The organism is Nocardia sp. NPDC005366, assembly GCF_040606855.1.
In the GTDB taxonomy this organism is placed as follows: Bacteria; Actinomycetota; Actinomycetes; order Mycobacteriales; family Mycobacteriaceae; genus Nocardia.
Window position 1 is genome coordinate 150,087 of record NZ_JBEXFQ010000012.1, and the last position, 15,465, is coordinate 165,551.

16 protein-coding genes are annotated in these 15,465 nt (G+C 68.8%); 4 read left to right on the forward strand and 12 right to left on the reverse strand.

The window, feature by feature from the left end; translation table 11 throughout:
* Positions 1-39: 39 nt before the first annotated feature.
* From lipA to sucB, 5 genes are all read right to left on the reverse strand, one after another.
* Positions 40-1,056, reverse strand: coding sequence for a lipoyl synthase (lipA, locus tag ABZS43_RS16550; RefSeq protein WP_355036746.1), 1,017 nt, complete (start codon positions 1,054-1,056; stop codon positions 40-42).
* The gene (gene lipB / locus ABZS43_RS16555; RefSeq protein WP_355036747.1) at positions 1,053-1,862 is read right to left on the reverse strand and encodes a lipoyl(octanoyl) transferase LipB; all 810 of its coding nucleotides are present in this window, start codon (positions 1,860-1,862) and stop codon (positions 1,053-1,055) included. The genes lipA and lipB overlap by 4 nt, the downstream gene beginning before the upstream one ends.
* Positions 1,863-2,023: 161 nt before the next feature.
* A complete protein-coding gene (locus tag ABZS43_RS16560) occupies positions 2,024-2,554 on the reverse strand; it encodes an N-acetyltransferase family protein (protein WP_355036748.1) in 531 nt (176 codons plus the stop codon).
* On the reverse strand, positions 2,551-3,459 hold the full coding sequence (locus tag ABZS43_RS16565; protein WP_355036749.1) for a TIGR01777 family oxidoreductase: 909 nt from the start codon (positions 3,457-3,459) through the stop codon (positions 2,551-2,553). The genes ABZS43_RS16560 and ABZS43_RS16565 overlap by 4 nt, the downstream gene beginning before the upstream one ends.
* 23 nt (positions 3,460-3,482) lie before the next feature.
* A complete protein-coding gene (sucB, locus tag ABZS43_RS16570; RefSeq protein ID WP_355036750.1) occupies positions 3,483-5,270 on the reverse strand; it encodes a 2-oxoglutarate dehydrogenase, E2 component, dihydrolipoamide succinyltransferase in 1,788 nt (595 codons plus the stop codon).
* A 258-nt stretch (positions 5,271-5,528) separates the two neighbouring features.
* On the opposite strand from sucB, the gene ABZS43_RS16575 reads away from it, so the two are divergent.
* The gene (locus tag ABZS43_RS16575) at positions 5,529-5,891 is read left to right on the forward strand and encodes an oxidoreductase (protein ID WP_355036751.1); all 363 of its coding nucleotides are present in this window, start codon (positions 5,529-5,531) and stop codon (positions 5,889-5,891) included.
* 39 nt (positions 5,892-5,930) lie between these two features.
* Here ABZS43_RS16575 and ABZS43_RS16580 read toward each other — a convergent pair whose 3' ends face one another.
* Positions 5,931-7,442 (reverse strand): leucyl aminopeptidase, encoded by a 1,512-nt coding sequence (locus tag ABZS43_RS16580; RefSeq protein WP_355036752.1) that lies wholly within the window; start codon positions 7,440-7,442, stop codon positions 5,931-5,933.
* A 163-nt stretch (positions 7,443-7,605) separates the two neighbouring features.
* On the opposite strand from ABZS43_RS16580, the gene gcvT reads away from it, so the two are divergent.
* Together gcvT and ABZS43_RS16590 are read left to right on the forward strand one after the other, a co-directional pair.
* Positions 7,606-8,706, forward strand: coding sequence for a glycine cleavage system aminomethyltransferase GcvT (gcvT, locus tag ABZS43_RS16585; RefSeq protein WP_355036753.1), 1,101 nt, complete (start codon positions 7,606-7,608; stop codon positions 8,704-8,706).
* A gap of 79 nt (positions 8,707-8,785) precedes the next feature.
* Positions 8,786-9,886, forward strand: coding sequence for a branched-chain amino acid aminotransferase (locus tag ABZS43_RS16590; RefSeq protein WP_355036754.1), 1,101 nt, complete (start codon positions 8,786-8,788; stop codon positions 9,884-9,886).
* Between the two features lie 57 nt (positions 9,887-9,943).
* Here the strand turns inward: ABZS43_RS16590 and ABZS43_RS16595 are convergent, their stop codons facing one another.
* The 5 genes from ABZS43_RS16595 to ABZS43_RS16615 form a co-directional block, all read right to left on the reverse strand.
* Complete coding sequence (locus ABZS43_RS16595) at positions 9,944-10,657, reverse strand: MBL fold metallo-hydrolase (RefSeq protein ID WP_355036755.1); 714 nt, start codon at positions 10,655-10,657, stop codon at positions 9,944-9,946.
* A gap of 71 nt (positions 10,658-10,728) precedes the next feature.
* Complete coding sequence (locus tag ABZS43_RS16600; protein ID WP_355036756.1) at positions 10,729-11,478, reverse strand: adenosylcobinamide-GDP ribazoletransferase; 750 nt, start codon at positions 11,476-11,478, stop codon at positions 10,729-10,731.
* A gap of 42 nt (positions 11,479-11,520) precedes the next feature.
* On the reverse strand, positions 11,521-12,606 hold the full coding sequence (gene cobT, locus ABZS43_RS16605; protein WP_355036757.1) for a nicotinate-nucleotide--dimethylbenzimidazole phosphoribosyltransferase: 1,086 nt from the start codon (positions 12,604-12,606) through the stop codon (positions 11,521-11,523).
* A 146-nt stretch (positions 12,607-12,752) separates the two neighbouring features.
* Complete coding sequence (locus ABZS43_RS16610; RefSeq protein ID WP_355036758.1) at positions 12,753-13,304, reverse strand: bifunctional adenosylcobinamide kinase/adenosylcobinamide-phosphate guanylyltransferase; 552 nt, start codon at positions 13,302-13,304, stop codon at positions 12,753-12,755.
* A gap of 70 nt (positions 13,305-13,374) precedes the next feature.
* Positions 13,375-14,364: a helix-turn-helix domain-containing protein gene (locus tag ABZS43_RS16615; protein ID WP_355036759.1), complete on the reverse strand. Its 990-nt coding sequence runs from the start codon at positions 14,362-14,364 to the stop codon at positions 13,375-13,377.
* 86 nt (positions 14,365-14,450) lie between these two features.
* Here ABZS43_RS16615 and ABZS43_RS16620 point away from each other — a divergent pair, with 86 nt between their 5' ends.
* Positions 14,451-14,612 (forward strand): hypothetical protein, encoded by a 162-nt coding sequence (locus ABZS43_RS16620; protein WP_355036760.1) that lies wholly within the window; start codon positions 14,451-14,453, stop codon positions 14,610-14,612.
* A gap of 93 nt (positions 14,613-14,705) precedes the next feature.
* Here ABZS43_RS16620 and ABZS43_RS16625 read toward each other — a convergent pair whose 3' ends face one another.
* Complete coding sequence (locus ABZS43_RS16625; protein WP_355036761.1) at positions 14,706-15,377, reverse strand: DUF3043 domain-containing protein; 672 nt, start codon at positions 15,375-15,377, stop codon at positions 14,706-14,708.
* Positions 15,378-15,465: the final 88 nt, after the last annotated feature.

Consider the following 15,465-nt stretch of genomic DNA (forward strand, 5'->3'; position numbering starts at 1 on the left):
CATGTGTCTTCTCGCAGTAAGTCGGGAGTGCGCCTTGTCTCAGCTGCCGAAGCGGGCGAGGACGGCGCCTGCCTCCTGGGACGCGGTGCCTTCCTGAGCGAGATGGGCCATGACGGCGGGGATTTCGCGTCCGTGATGAGCCATGGCCTGGGCGTACAGGCGGCCGGCGCGGTAGGAGGAGCGGACCAGCGGACCTGCCATGACACCCGCGAAACCGATCTGCTCGGCCATCTTCGAATGCTCGACGAACTCTTCCGGCTTCACCCACCGGTCGACGGGATGATGCCTGGGCGATGGCCGCAGATACTGGGTGATGGTCAGGATGTCGCAGCCCGCCTCGTGTAGGTCGCGCATCGCCTGCGTGACCTCCTCGGGCGTCTCGCCCATACCGAGGATGAGATTGGACTTGGTGACCAACCCGGCCTCGCGCGCGGCCGTGAGCACCGCCAACGACCGCTCGTAGCGGAACGCGGGCCGGATGCGCTTGAAGATCCGCGGCACCGTTTCGAGGTTGTGCGCCAACACTTCCGGGCGCGAGGAGAAGACCTCGGCGAGCTGATCGGGGTCGGCGTTGAAATCGGGGATCAGCAATTCCACACCGGTGTTCGGGTTCAAACCCTTGATGGCGCGGACGGTTTCGGCGTAGAGCCAGGCGCCGCCGTCGTCGAGATCGTCGCGGGCGACGCCGGTGATGGTGGAGTAGCGCAGACCCATCGCCTGGACGCTCTCGGCGACCCGGCGGGGTTCGTCGCGGTCGAGGGCGGCCGGTTTGCCGGTGTCGATCTGGCAGAAGTCGCAGCGGCGGGTGCATTGTTCGCCGCCGATGAGGAAGGTGGCCTCGCGGTCTTCCCAGCATTCGAAGATGTTGGGGCAGCCCGCTTCTTCGCAGACGGTGTGCAGGCCCTCGCGTTTGACCAGGCCCTTGAGTTCGGTGTACTCGGGGCCCATGGTGGCGCGGGTGCGGATCCACTTGGGTTTGCGCTCGATCGGGGTCTCCGCGTTGCGCGCTTCGATCCGCAGAAGTTTGCGTCCCGCAGGGGCTTGGGCTGAGGTCACAGGCTCGACCTTACGCTTGCGGTGCTCGTCACAGCCGACCCCGCCGTGACGGCTGTGGTCGGGGTCGCTCCGGCATTGGCGTCGACCGTCGCGGCCCCGGCGGTTACGCGCGGAATGTCGTGGACGGTCACCGGGAGATCGCCGTCCAACGCGCGCACGATGGCGTCGGCGACCAGCGGTTCGACCTCCTCGACGGTGACTTCGCGGCCCAGTTCGCGGGTCAGGGTGGTGACGCCCGCGTCGCGGATGCCGCAGGGGATGATCGCCTGGAAGCCGTCCAGCGCGGAGTTGCAGTTCAACGAGATGCCGTGCAGGGCGACGCCGCGTTGCACGCGCACGCCGATCGCGGCGATCTTGCGTTCGGCGAAGATCTCGGTGGCGGGCAGCCAGACGCCGGAGCGGCCTTCGATGCGGCCGCAGGTGATGCCGAATCCGGCGACCACCGAGATCAGCGCTTCCTCGAGGCGGCGCACGTACTGCACGACGTCGACCGGTTCGGCCAAGCGCACGATCGGGTAGCCGACCAGCTGGCCCGGGCCGTGCCAGGTGATCTTGCCGCCGCGATCGACCTCGACCACCGGGCTGCCGTCGATCGGGAGATCGTCGGCTTCGGTGCGGCGGCCCGCCGTGTAGACCGACGGGTGCTCGAGGAGCATGAGATGGTCTGCTCCCAGGCCGTCGGCGCGTTCGGCGGCGTACTTGCGCTGCAGGTCCCAGGCCGAGTGGTAGTCGATGAGTCCGAGGTTCTCGATCACGATCGGGGTGGTATCGCGTCGAGCGGACCGCACGGTGCGCGTGTCGTTCACGCCTCTGACGGTACGCCCAGCCGGATCGGCGGCGGAATGGACATGGTGTGGGTCGTGCCACACGGTCGCCGCTGATCGGTCTGCGCGGACATTCTCGGAGCTTTCGCGCAGGTTCCTGTCGAATGTGTCGGCGAATGTCCACCCAGGCCGGTTGCTCCCTATCAGCCCACCGAATGTCCCGTGGGATCCACCGGCAGGGTCAGCTGCATGAGGGTCAGGTCCATCCAGCGGCCGAATTTGTATCCGACCTCGGGTAATCGGCCGACGGTGACGAAGCCGAAGCGTTCGTGCAGGACGACGGACGCGGTATTACTCGATTCGATGGCCGCGATCATCGCGTGTACGCGTCCTGATCGCGCGGCGCGGTCGATCAATTCGGTGAGCAGTGCGGTGGCGAGCCCTCGACGGTGGAATCGCTCGGCGATGTAGACCGAATTCTCCACGGAGAAGCGGTATCCGACCTTGGGACGCCATTGTCCGTAACTGGCATATCCGGCGATCTCGCCGTCGACGTCGGCGACCAGGATCGGCATGCCCGCCTCGGTCCGGTCGCGGAACCATTTCTCGCGCTCCTCGATCCCGACCCGGTCGGTATCCCAGATGGCGGTGGAGGTGGCGATATTGGCGTTGTGGATATCCAGAATGGCGGGCAGATCGCCGGGGCGGGCATCCCTGACGGTGCCATCGGTCATCGATCGTCTCCGTCGTCACCGAGGACCGAGGCCAGAGCCGCGCCGATGGTCGGGTGACGGAAGGTGTAGCCCGCTTCTTCCAAGGCGGTCGGGATGGCGCGCGGGCCGCTCAGAATGGCCTCGTCCGCGAATTCGCCGACGACGGCACGCAGGGCGAAGGCGGGTACCACGAGCGGGGTCGGGCGGTGCAGTGCCTTGCCGAGAGCGCGGTTGAATTCGGCGTTCGTGACGGGGGCCGGGCCAACGGCGTTGACCGGTCCGGTGACGGAGTCGTTGGTGAGCGCGAAGATGATCGCGCCGATCTCGTCGTCCAGCGAGATCCACGGCGAGTACTGGCGTCCGCTGCCCAGGCGACCGCCGAGGCCGAGGAAGTACAGCGGTCGCAGGATATCGAGCATGCCGCCGTTCTCGGACAGCACGACGGCGCTGCGCAGCAGGATCGTGCGCACGCCCGCGGCGACGGCGGGTCTGGTGGCGGCTTCCCAGTCGCGGCACAGGGTAGCCAGGAAACCCGTTCCGGCGGGGGAGGTTTCGTCGACGACGCGGTCGCCGGTGTCGCCGCCGTAGTAGTGCACGCCGCTGGCGTTCACGAGCACGGGCACGCCGGCGGCGGCGATCTTGTCGGCCAGGACATCGGTCGGGGTGATCCGGCTGTCGCGCAACTCCTGTTTGTAGTGGCCGTTCCAGCGGCGGCGGCCGATGCTCGCGCCGCAGAGGTTGACGACGGCGTCGGCGTTGCGCAGGGCCCGCCCGTCCATTTCGGCACGGGCGGGATCCCAGACGTATTCGTCGGGCGCGGCGGCGCGGCGGCGCACCAGACGAGCCACCTCGTGCCCGTCGCGGCGCAGGGCCGCGACGAGCGCTGTCCCGATCAGCCCGGATGATCCGGCGATCACGACTTTCATGGGTGACAGACGACCTTCCTGGACTACAGGCCGAGATCCGCCTCGAACGCCGCTTCCTCCAGTCGGTGCCGGATGGTGGTCAGGAAGCGACCGGCATCGGCGCCGTCGATGAGACGGTGATCGTAGGTGAGCGGCAGGTAGCACATCGAGCGAACGCCGATGGATTCGTTGCCGGTCTCGTCTTTCACCACTACCGGACGCTTGACGATCGCGCCGGTGCCGAGCATGCCCGCCTGCGGCGGAAGCAGGATCGGGGTGTCGAACAGCGCGCCCTGGCTGCCGATATTGGTGATGGTGAAGGTGCCGCCGGCGAGCTCGTCCGGCTTGAGTCCGCCGTTGCGGGCTCGGTCGGCGATATCGGCGATGGCGCGGGCCAGGCCGGCCAGCGACAGGTCACTGGCGTTGTGGATCACCGGGGACAGCAGACCCTGGTCGGTGTCGACGGCGATGCCGAGGTGCACCGAGGCATGGTAGGTGATCTCCTTGGTCGACTCGTCGTAGCTGGCGTTGATGTTCGGGTGCACCCCGAGCGCCTCCACGACGGCCTTGGCGAAGAACGGCAGGAACGTCAGGTTGACGCCCTCGCGGTTCGCGAAACCGGCCTTGGCCTGGGCCCGCAGCGCCGCGATCTTGGTGACGTCGGCCTCGTGGACCTGGGTGAGCTGCGCGGTGGTCTGCAGCGATTCCCTGGTCTTGGTCGCGGTGATCTGGCGGATGCGGCTCGCCTTCTGCACGGTGCCGCGCAGATGCGCCAGTTTGGGCGACGGTGCGGCGGTAGCCGGAGCCTTCGCGGCGGCAGGGGCGGGTGTGGCGGCGGGAGCGGGGGCCGGCTCCGGTGCCTTCTTGGCCTCGGCGGCGGCGAGGACGTCCTGCTTGCGGATGCGTCCGCCGACACCGGAACCGGTGAGGGAACCCAGGTCGACGCCGTTCTCCTCGGCCAGTTTCCGTACCAGCGGGGTTACATACGGGCTCGCGCCGTTGCTGGACGAATCGGCCGGGGCGGCGGTGGCGACCGGGGCGGGAGCCTTCGCCGGAGCGGGAGCCGGTTTCGGAGCCGGAGCGGGTTCCGGCTTCGGCGCGGGGGCGGCCGCGGCGGGAGCCGGGGCGGGCTCGGGTTCGGGCTCCGGGGTTGGCTCGGGTTCCGGCGCGGAGGCGGCGGGGGTTCCGCTGCCGATCACGCCGAGCTGTCCGCCGACCTCGATGACATCGTCTTCCTGCGCGCTGATCTCCAGCAGGGTGCCGGCGACCGGGGACGGGATCTCGGTGTCGACCTTATCGGTCGAGACCTCGAGCAGCGGCTCGTCGACGGCGACCTCGTCACCGACGGCCTTGAGCCAGCGGGTGACGGTGCCCTCGGTGACCGACTCACCGAGTTCGGGCATCTTAACGGGGGTTCCCGATCCGGACGCGGGCGCGGACTGTGCCGCGGCGGGTGCGGGAGCGGGAGCCGACGCGGCGGCCGGTGCGGGTTCCGGTTCGGGGGTGGGCTCGGGCTCCGGAGCCGCCTCGGGTGCCGCCGCCTCGGGAGCCGCCGCCTCGGGTGCGGGAGCCGACTCGGCCGCGGGAGCTTCGCCCGCGTCGCTGATCACGCCGAGCTCACCGCCGACCTCGACCACATCGTCCTCGTTGGCGACGATCTTCGACAGCACGCCCGCCACCGGGGACGGGATTTCGGTGTCGACCTTATCGGTGGAGACTTCGAGCAGCGGCTCGTCGACCTCGACCGTGTCTCCTTCCTGCTTCAGCCACCTGGTCACCGTTCCCTCGGTGACGCTCTCACCAAGAGCCGGCATCTGGACGGAGAAGGCCATGTCCGTTGACTCCTCTGACTGCTCGACGGGTTCTACAACAGTTGATCTCCGGCGGACATCTCGCCGCGGGTCGCGGCGAAAGTCCGGAAGCCACCGACCATTCGGCGGCACCGGAGATCCGTGTGGTTCTTGTACCGCGATCCATCCTTGCATTCGTTCGCGTGGCGTGTAGCACAGGGACTCCATCTATCACCCAGCTGGCAAGATGGAATGACCGGTGGTGAGGTTTCCGCCGGTGCCGTGAGGAGGTCGGCGTCGATGGGTTTGTTCGATCGTTTTCGTGGCGCTGTGACCGGGGGCAGTGGTAGATCGCGCACGGGGAGTTCGGATGACGCGGATATCCGCGCTCTGACGGAGTGGGTCCGCGCCCACGAGGGGGTCGAGGGGTTCATCGAGCCGAAGACGACAGTGACCGATGTCACTGCGGTGCTGGTCGCCGCCGACGGGGAATGGACGCGCCGGATCGTCGGCGAACGCGGGGCGCGGCGGTTGGCATCGGAACTGCGGATTCCCGTCTACGACGTGAGCAGGACGGGCTACCCGCGGCGGATGCGAGACTACGACGCGCGCAAGCGGATCGAGCGTCAGCGCGCGTTCGAGGACGAACTGCGCGACCTCTGAGAACGAACGCCCGGATCGCGTGGACCCGGGCGCCGCGCGTCACTCGGCGGCGATGTCCTCGATGACGGTGATGAGGGTGCGCACCGGAACTCCGGTGCCGCCCTTGCCGATGTAGCCGAACGGGCCGCCGGTGTTGTAGGCCGGACCCGCGACGTCCAGGTGAGCCCACTGCACGCCCTCGGGGACGAACTCCTTGAGGAACAGCGCGGCCGAGAGCATGCCGCCCCAGCGATGCGGGGCGACATTGGCCAGGTCGGCCACCTTCGAATTCAGGTCGGCGCGCAGTTCGGTGGGAAGCGGCATGGCCCAGCCGTTCTCGCCGACCTCGCGGGAGATGCGGGCGACCCGGTCGCGGAAGTCGTCGGTGCCCATGACGCCGGGGGTGCGGGTGCCGAGTGCGACCATCTGCGCGCCGGTCAGGGTGGCGACGTCGATGATGTAGTCGGGGGAGTCCTCGCCCGCGCGCACGATGGCGTCGGCCAGGATCAGGCGGCCTTCGGCGTCGGTGTTGAGCACCTCGACGGTGGTGCCGCCGTATTGGGTGAGCACGTCACCGGGACGCTGCGCGGTGGCCGACGGCATATTCTCGGCCATCGGAACGACGGCGGTCACGGTGATCGGCAGGCCGAGCCGGGCCGCGAGCAGGGTGACCGCGACGACGGCGGCGGCGCCCGCCATATCCGAGGTCATGTTCTCCATGTTCTGCGCGGGTTTGATGGAGATGCCGCCGGTGTCGAAGGTGACGCCCTTGCCGACCAGCGCGACCTTCTTCTCGCCGCCCGCGTAGGTCAGCCGGACCAGCCGCGGCGGTCGCGACGAACCCTTGCCGACGCCGAGTATTCCGCCGTAACCGCCTGCTTCCAGGGCTTTCTCGTCGAGAATTTCGACATCGAGCCCCGCGGCTTCGGCCAGTATCGCGGCGCGGGAGGCGAATTCGGCCGGGAACAGGTGACTCGGCGGGGTGTTCACGAAATCGCGCGCGGTGGCGACGGCCTCGGCGACGAGTTGGGCGCGCAGCAGTTCGGTGGTGCCGAATTCCGGTTCCGGGACCAGCAGTTCGACCCGGACCACGGGGCGTTCGTCGGGTTTGGGCGCGGATTTGCCGGATTTGAACGGGGTGAAGGTGTACGCGCCCAGGTAGAAGCCTTCGGCAGCGGCGGCGAGGTCGAGTCCGGACAGGGTGGTCACGACCAGTTCGGTGCCGCTGAGCGAGCGGGCGGCCACGCCCGCCGAGCGGCGGATCTGTTCGGCATCGATCTTGTCGGCGGCGCCGAGCCCGACCGCGAGCACGCTGGTCACGCCTTCCAGCGCGGCGGGCGCGGGAACCCGGGTGAGCTCTTCCGGCTTGCCTTTGGCGCCGACCGCGCCGAGCTGATCCAACAGTTCGGCGCGTACCTCGGCGCTGAGCACGTCACTGAACAAGTCGTCCGGCGCGATGGCCGGGCCGTTCTCCGAAGAGGTCAACCCGATGACGAGTACGTCGGTGTCGGGGCCGATGCTTTCGGTGCGTGCCAGTTCCGGTCCGAGCGAGCGATCTGCAACAGCGGTCATGGGCACAGGCTATTCGGTCCGCTTCGGGTAACGCAGCGCGACGCCGCCGTGTAGTGGCTCGAAACCGGACGTGAACAGCGCCGGGTGACCCGACGGTGGGAGAAGGACGAAGGGGCGGCGCGTGCCGTCCCGGCGGCGCGGTCGCGGCGGTTAAGCTCGCCGGGTGACCGAGACGAACCTGCTGCAGGGCCCGATCCACGGAGTGCATATCGAGTTGGGGGCCGGTTTCGCTCCGTTCGGTGGGTGGGAGATGCCGGTGTCGTACGCGGGGACGGTGGCCGAGCATCAGGCGGTGCGGACCACGGTCGGGTTGTTCGACGTGAGCCACCTCGGCAAGGCGACGGTCAGGGGGCCGGGCGCCGCGGAATTCGTGAATTCCGCGCTGACCAACGATCTGCGCCGGATCCGGCCGGGTAAGGCCCAGTACACGCTGTGCTGTGCGGAAGACGGCGGTGTGATCGATGATCTGATCGCCTATTACGTCGACGAGGACGAGATCTTCCTCGTCCCCAACGCGGCCAACACCGCGGCCGTGGTCGCCGAACTGCGCGCCGCCGCGCCCGCGGGCATCACGGTGACCGACGAGCATCGTGACTACGCGGTCTTCGCGGTGCAGGGACCGAAATCGGCCGAGGTGCTGGCGGCGCTCGGACTGCCGACCGACCTCGAGTACATGGCCTACGCCGACGCCGAATGGGGCGGCGGCCCGGTGCGGGTGTGCCGTACCGGGTACACCGGCGAACACGGCTACGAACTGCTGCCGCGGTGGGACGATGCCGAAGCGCTGTTCCGCGCGCTGGTCGAGCCGGTGCGCGCGGCGGGCGGGCAGCCTGCCGGACTCGGCGCCCGCGACACCCTGCGCACCGAAATGGGGTATCCGCTGCACGGTCACGAGCTGTCGCGCGACATCACCCCGGTGCAGGCCCGCTGCGGCTGGGCGGTCGGCTGGAAGAAGGAGCGCTTCTGGGGCAAGGCCGCGCTCGAACTGGAGAAGGCGGCGGGCCCGCGCCGAATCCTGGTGGGGCTGAAGGCCATCGATCGCGGGGTGCTGCGGCAGGGCCAGCAAGTGCTGCTCGACGGGGAACCGGTCGGCGAAACCACGTCGGGCACGTTCTCGCCCACCTTGAAGGTGGGTATCGCGCTCGCTCTCGTCGATACCGGGCGGGATCTGTTGTCCGATACCGAGGTCGAGGTCGACGTGCGCGGGCGGCGTCTGCGCTGCTCGGTGGTCAAGCCGCCGTTCGTGGCTGCCCACACCGCCTGAGTCCGCCGACGCGCGGCTCGACGCGACCGGTGACCATGGCGATAAACGCCGTCGAACGGTGACCGAATAAGATCCCCCCATGACCGTTGCTGCACAGTTCACCCGTATCCCTCATCCTGCGCCGACTCCAGCGCAGCGGGTACAGGAGATCCTGGTAGCACCCGGGTTCGGCCGCTTCTTCACCGACCACATGGTGTCGATCGATTACACCGAGGGCGAGGGGTGGAGCAACGCGCGCGTCGAGCCGTACGGGCCGCTCGCCATGGACCCCTCGACGATGGTCTTCCACTACGGGCAGGCGATCTTCGAGGGGCTGAAGGCCTACCGGCAGGGCGACGGCAGCGTCTCCTGTTTCCGGATCGACGCGAACGCGGCCCGTTTCCGCCGCTCCGCGCGTCGGATGGCGATGGCGGAACTGCCCGAGGAACTGTTCATCGAGTCGGTGCGTCAACTGCTCGAGGTCGACCGGAACTGGGTGCCGGCGGCGGGCGGCGAGGAGTCGCTGTACCTGCGGCCGTTCATGTTCGCGACCGAGGCAGGTCTCGGTGTGAAACCCGCTTCCTCGTACAAATACCTGCTGCTCGGTTCCCCCGCGGGCGCCTACTTCCCGCGTGGGGTGAAGCCGGTGCGGGTGTGGTTGTCCACCGAATACGTGCGCGCGGCCCCCGGTGGCACCGGCGAGGCGAAGGTGGCCGGTAATTACGCGGCGTCGCTGCTCGCCCAGTCGCAGGCCTCGGAAAAGGGCTGCGACCAGGTGGTGTGGCTGGATGCCTGCGAACGCCGCTACGTCGAGGAAATGGGCACGAACAATCTGTTCTTCGTCTTCGGCTCGGGTTCCGAGGCCCGCCTGGTGACTCCGGAACTGTCCGGGTCACTGCTGCCGGGCATCACCCGCGATTCGCTGCTCACCCTGGCCGCCGACTCCGGTTACCCGGTGCAGGAGCGCAAGGTGTCGGTGGAGGAGTGGCGCAAGGGCGCCGAATCCGGCGATATCACCGAGGTTTTCGCGTGCGGCACCGCGGCCGTCATCACCCCGGTCGGCTGGGTGCGCTCCGCCGAGGGCGAATTCACCATCGGCGGCGGCGAACCCGGTGAGGTGACGATGGCGCTGCGCGACACGCTCACCGGCATCCAGCGCGGCACCTTCGCCGATATCCACGGGTGGATGCGCGGCATGTGATCGTCGCGGCCGGGCCGATGGGCGGTCCGGCCGTCATCGGCTCGGATGTGCTCTCGATCAGCCGGGCATGAGCATCTGCCACTGCTCGAGGGTCTGCGGACGCATGACGTAGTTGTTGTCCTTGATGCTGGACAGGGTGGCGCTGGGTTCCTGGGAGTACCAGTGGCCGGGATAGACGACCGGGTCGCCGTCCAGCGCCGCCAGGTGACGCAGGCTGCGGAACATCTCGTCGGAGTCGCCGCCGGGGAAATCGGTGCGCCCGCAGCCGTCGACGAACAGTGTGTCGCCCGCGATGAGCCGGTTGTCGAAAAGGAAACACTGGCTGCCGGGGGTATGGCCGGGGGTATGTAGTAGTTCGATGTCGAACGCGCCGACGGAGACCTTGTCACCGTGTTCGTGACCGGTGAGCTCGCTGGCCGCGATGCCGGTGACATTGGCGACCCAGTCCAGCTCGTGAGCGTTCACATGCACTGGGACGCTGACGGTTTCGAGTAGTTCGCGCACACCCCCCAGGGTGAAACCCATCATGGTGCCGCCGACGTGGTCGGGGTGGTGATGGGTGGCGAGCACACCGGTGAGCCGCATCCCGTCGCCCTCGGCGACAGCGACGAGATCCGCCGCCGCGTAGGCCGGATCGATGACGACGGCCTCGCCCGTCTCTCGATCACCGATCAGGTACGCGAAGTTTCGCATCTGCGTCGCGATGGGGTCGCCGGCGGCGTAGTCACGCCCGGACAGCAGCTGACGGAAATAGATGCGCTCGGAAGACATGTCGCTCACCTTATGTCCCGACCCAGACGGTTGGCATCTCGGTGCCGAAACGGGACGCTGCGCGGGTGGCGCTAGACCGCGAGAGAGAACCCGGCCGCGGTCACCGCGACCGACATCTCGATGACCGCGCCGAGGACGTCGCCGGAGAGCCCGCCGAAACGGCGCGCGGTATGCCGGACGAGGACCTTCGCCATCGCGAGGGCGATCAGCACCGTCACCGGACCGAGCCACGGCCGGTCGGGCACGGCGAAGACCGAGGCGATCACCGCCGCGATCGTCCACATCGTGGCGGTGACCGGGGATTGTGTCCCTGCCACCAATGCGCCGAAGCCGGCGCCGGGTGCTGCGGGCACGCCGCGCCGGCAGGCGAGCACGACCAGCGTTCGCCCGGCCGCGACCGCGAGCGCGACCGCGTACCAGCGCCGGTGCTCGGCCATGGCCGCGAACGACATGGCCTGGATCCCGACGACGAAAACGATCGCCGCGACCCCGAACGGCCCGGCCGCGCCGCCCTTCATGATCTGTCTGGCCCGCTCGGGCGGCCCGTAGCTGCCGAGTCCGTCCATGGTGTCGGCCAGGCCGTCCAGATGCATGCCGCGGGTCGCGGCGGCGAGTGCGACGACGACGAGAAGGCCGGCGAGCGGCGTGCTCGCACCGACCCATGTCAGCAGCCACAGCAACGAGGCCGCGGCGATGCCGAGCAGTGCGCCGACCACGGGAGCCAGCGCGATCGCCCGCCCGGCGGCGGTCCGATCGACCTCGTCGGGTCCACGCACCGGAAATACCGTCAGCCAGGACACGGCCAGCCGCAGCCCGCCCATTTCAGCGCTCGATCGGGTGCCGCGTCACGACCGGCGTGCGGCTCATGTCGTCGGGTTCGGACGCGCCGCCTCGGCGTCGGCGCTCTCCTGGGAAGTGCTGACCCCCGCTTGCGCGAAGGTCGACATCCCGGCGAGGGTGGCGACGGCGGCGCGCAGGACGGGCAGGGCGGTGAGCGCGCCCGAACCTTCGCCGAGACGCATACCGAGATCGATCAGCGGTTCCAGACGCAGCCGTGCGAGGGCGAGGGTATGCGCGGGTTCGGTGGAGCGGTGGCCAGCGAGCCACCAATCGCGCGCGCCCGCGGCCAGGTCCTCGGCCACCAGGGCGGCGGCCGTCACCACGACACCGTCGAGGATGACGGGGGTGCGCCGGGTGGCGGCTTGCGCGAGGAAACCGGCCATGGCGGCGAAATCCGCGCCCGCGGCGACCCGAAGGAGTTCGATCGGATCTTTGGCGACGGGCCGGGCGCGGCGCATGGCATCGCGGATCGCGGCGACCTTGCGTGACCAGCCCGCGTCGTCGACTCCGGTGCCTCGGCCGACGGCGCGCACCGGTTCGGTATCGGTGAGCGTCGCGATGAGCACGGTGGCGGGGGTGGTGTTGCCGATGCCCATATCGCCCGCGATGAGCAGATCGGCGCCCGTGTCGATCTCCTCGTCGGCGATGGACCGGCCCGAGGCGATGGCCGCCTCGACCTCATCGAGGGTGAGGGCGTCCTCCCGGTCGATGGATCCGCTGCCGCGGCGCACCTTGTACTTGCTCACGACGTCATCGGAATCGGCGTCGACGGCGATATCGACCACGCGCACCGTCGCGTCCGCGACCGCGGCCAGGGCGTTGACCGCCGCGCCGCCGCCGAGGAAATTGGCGACCATCTGCGCGGTCACCTCGCTCGGATAGGCGGATACGCCGTGGCGGGCCACCCCGTGATCACCGGCGAAGACCACCACCCGCGCGCGTTCGAACTGTTTCGGCGGGCACACGCCCTGGCAGGCCGCGACCCAATTGCCGAGTTCCTCCAACCGTCCCAAGGACCCGCCGGGTTTGGTCAACTGTCCCTGTCGCTGTTGCGCCGCCGCGCGAATCTGCGGGTCGGGGGGCGTGACCGGTCCGAATCCGTGTGTCACTGTCGAGCCTCTCGGTCTGGGCGCCTGTTCCGCGCGTACTTCCGCCGACCAATCTTGCCCGCCGCCTCCCGCACCTGTGACACCACCCGACCGATCAGGATGGCGATGTCGGTGTCACCTCGACGCGCACGCGGTGCGCATCGGTGCTACTTCAGGCGCAGGGGCAGACCCGCGACAACGAGGAATGCCTCGTCGCAGACGGCGGCCAACCGTTGATTGACGGCGCCGATCTCGTCGCGGAACAGTCGGCCCGATCGCGTCGCGGGAATGACGCCCATGCCGACCTCGGGGCTGACGATCACCAGTCGCCCGGGATACGCGGACACCGCGGCGACCAGTTCGTCGACATCCGGACCTATCGTTCCGCGCGGGCAGTCCCAGGCGGCGCGCGCATCGATGCGGGCGGTGAGCCAGGTGCCGATATCGTCGATCAGCGTCGCACCGTCCGCAGGATCGGCGAGAACGGTTGCCGGATCGACGCTTTCGACCACGAGCCACTCGGGTGGACGACGTTCGCGATGGACGGCGATGCGCGCGGCGAAATCGAGGTCGGCCGGATCGGGAACGGAGGTGGCCAGGTAGCGCACCGATCCCGCCGCCGCGGCCAGCGTTTCGGCGTACGCCGATTTCCCGGACCTGGCACCGCCGAGCACGAGCGTGCGCGGCGGGCGGGTGAGGTCGGCGGGGGGCTGTGACACGAACCGCAATCTATCAACCGGGTGGTGTGTCCGACCCCGGCGCGATCACGCGTCCTCGGTGCGACGGCGCTCAGTCACCCGGGGTGGAGTCGCTCTCGGGGGACGACCCGAAGCGGCGGCGGTACTCGGTGGGGGCGATGCCGACGAGGCGCTGGAAATGGTGACGCAGCAGCGCGCCCGAACCGAAACCCGCGCGCGCCGCGATCTGCTCGAGCCCGTGATCGGAGTCCTCCAGCAGATGTTTCGCGTGGAGGACGCGCTGATTGGTCAGCCATTTGACCGGTGTCGTCCCGGTTTCGGCGGCGAAGCGGCGGGCGAAGGTTCTGGTCGACATCATCGAGCGGGCCGCGAGCTCATCGACGGTGTGCTGGAGTTCGAGATTCTCGCCCATCCATTGGAGGGTCTCGGCGAGGCTTTCGGTGCTGCACGCGGCGACAGGGCGTTCGATGAACTGGCGCTGGCCGCCGTCGCGCTGGGGCGGCACCACCATCCTGCGGGCGATCGCATTGGCGGCGGCGCTGCCGATTTCCCTGCGCACCAGGTGCAGGCAGGCGTCGATACCCGCGGCCGTACCCGCGCTGGTGATCAGATTGCCCTCGTCGACGAACAGGACGTCCGGATCGACGGTGGCTTCCGGGAAGCGGGCGGCGAGCTGGTCGACGTATTTCCAGTGCGTGGTGCATTTGCGGCCGTCGAGCAGACCCGCGGCCCCGGCCATGAACGCGCCGGAGCAGACGGTGAGCACGATCGCGCCCGCGTCGGAGGCGGCGCGGACTGCCTCGATGACCCGTTGATTGACCGGGTTGTCCATGGCCGAGACGTGGAACGCGGCGATCGCGACGAGATCGGCGTCGAGAAGGTCGTCGAGTCCGTGGTCCGGGGTGATGGTGACCCCGGGTGTGGTGGAACGCATGGGTTTGCCCGGTTCGGCGCCGCACACCCTGAAGTCGAAACCCGGTAGTCCGTCCATGGTGCGATCGAGCCCGAAGACCTCGCAGACGACGCCGAATTCGAACATGGCGAGAGGTTCGGACAGCACGACGGCCACCTTGGACAACATGCACACAGAGTACCTGGCCGAATATTTGCGAACAACGGCAGGACTGCCACTTTCGGCGGTAAATTCATGGACGCAAAATTACTGCCATGATTACTTTTCTCCTCGCCATGGCCGTCATCGTGCTCTTCGGGTTCGCCATCGCTCGCGGACGTCATCCTGCGGGTTCCGCCGACGTCGTCGACCGGGACGCCCAGCGCGTGAGCGCCGAACTGAACGCCATCTTCGGCCGTGCGTCGAAGCATCGCTGATCCCCGGAACCAGGTCCGGATATGTCACAGGCCTCTGCGTCACCGCATCCGAACGGGTGCGGTGACGCAGAGGCCTGTGCCTTTACGCGGGGATCAGATCGCGTCGCCGGGGCTGACCCGCGGCTTCGGCGCGCGCATCTTGCGGATCTGGGAGGCCCGGACGAAGGCGTACCAGCCGAGTTTGAAGCCGGTGTCGGCGGTGTCGGGGAAGCGCTCGCGGACCCGGTTGTTGACGATCCGGCCGAGTACCACGCCTTCGATCATCATGAACAACATCATGACCAGCATGCCGAGGGTCAGGATGGACTGCAGTCGCGGCGCGGCGAACATCGACAGGAGCAGGACCACGGCCATGGGCATGAAAAGCCCGACGAGATTGCGGCGGGCGTCGACCACATCTCGCACATACGCCCGGACCGGGCCTTTGTCGCGGGGCAGCAGATATTTGTCCTCGCCCGCGAGCATGCGGTTGCGCCGATCCTGGGCGGCGAGGCGGCGCTCCGCGGAGGCCGACTTGCGATCCTCCTTGGTGCCGCCGACCGCCTTACGCCGTGCCCTCGCCTCCTTCGCGGTGAGAGGCGCGGGTGCGACGGGGCCGCGCCGCTTGCCTTGGGCGTCACGGCGTTTCGGTGTCGGGCGGCCCTTGCCCATGGTCGCCGTGGTGGTGCTTCGAGTGGTACCGGCGGTCTCGCTACCGTTGGCGTCCGCCGTGGTGTCGGCGGTCGCGTCGGTGCTGCTGGACTCGCCGCGACGGAACAATTTCACACCGACCAGGCTATTCGATGGCGCACGCGGCGGGAAATGCGGTCGGCGGACGGGGTGTGCGGCACGTCTCGATGGTCCTCGCGGGTGG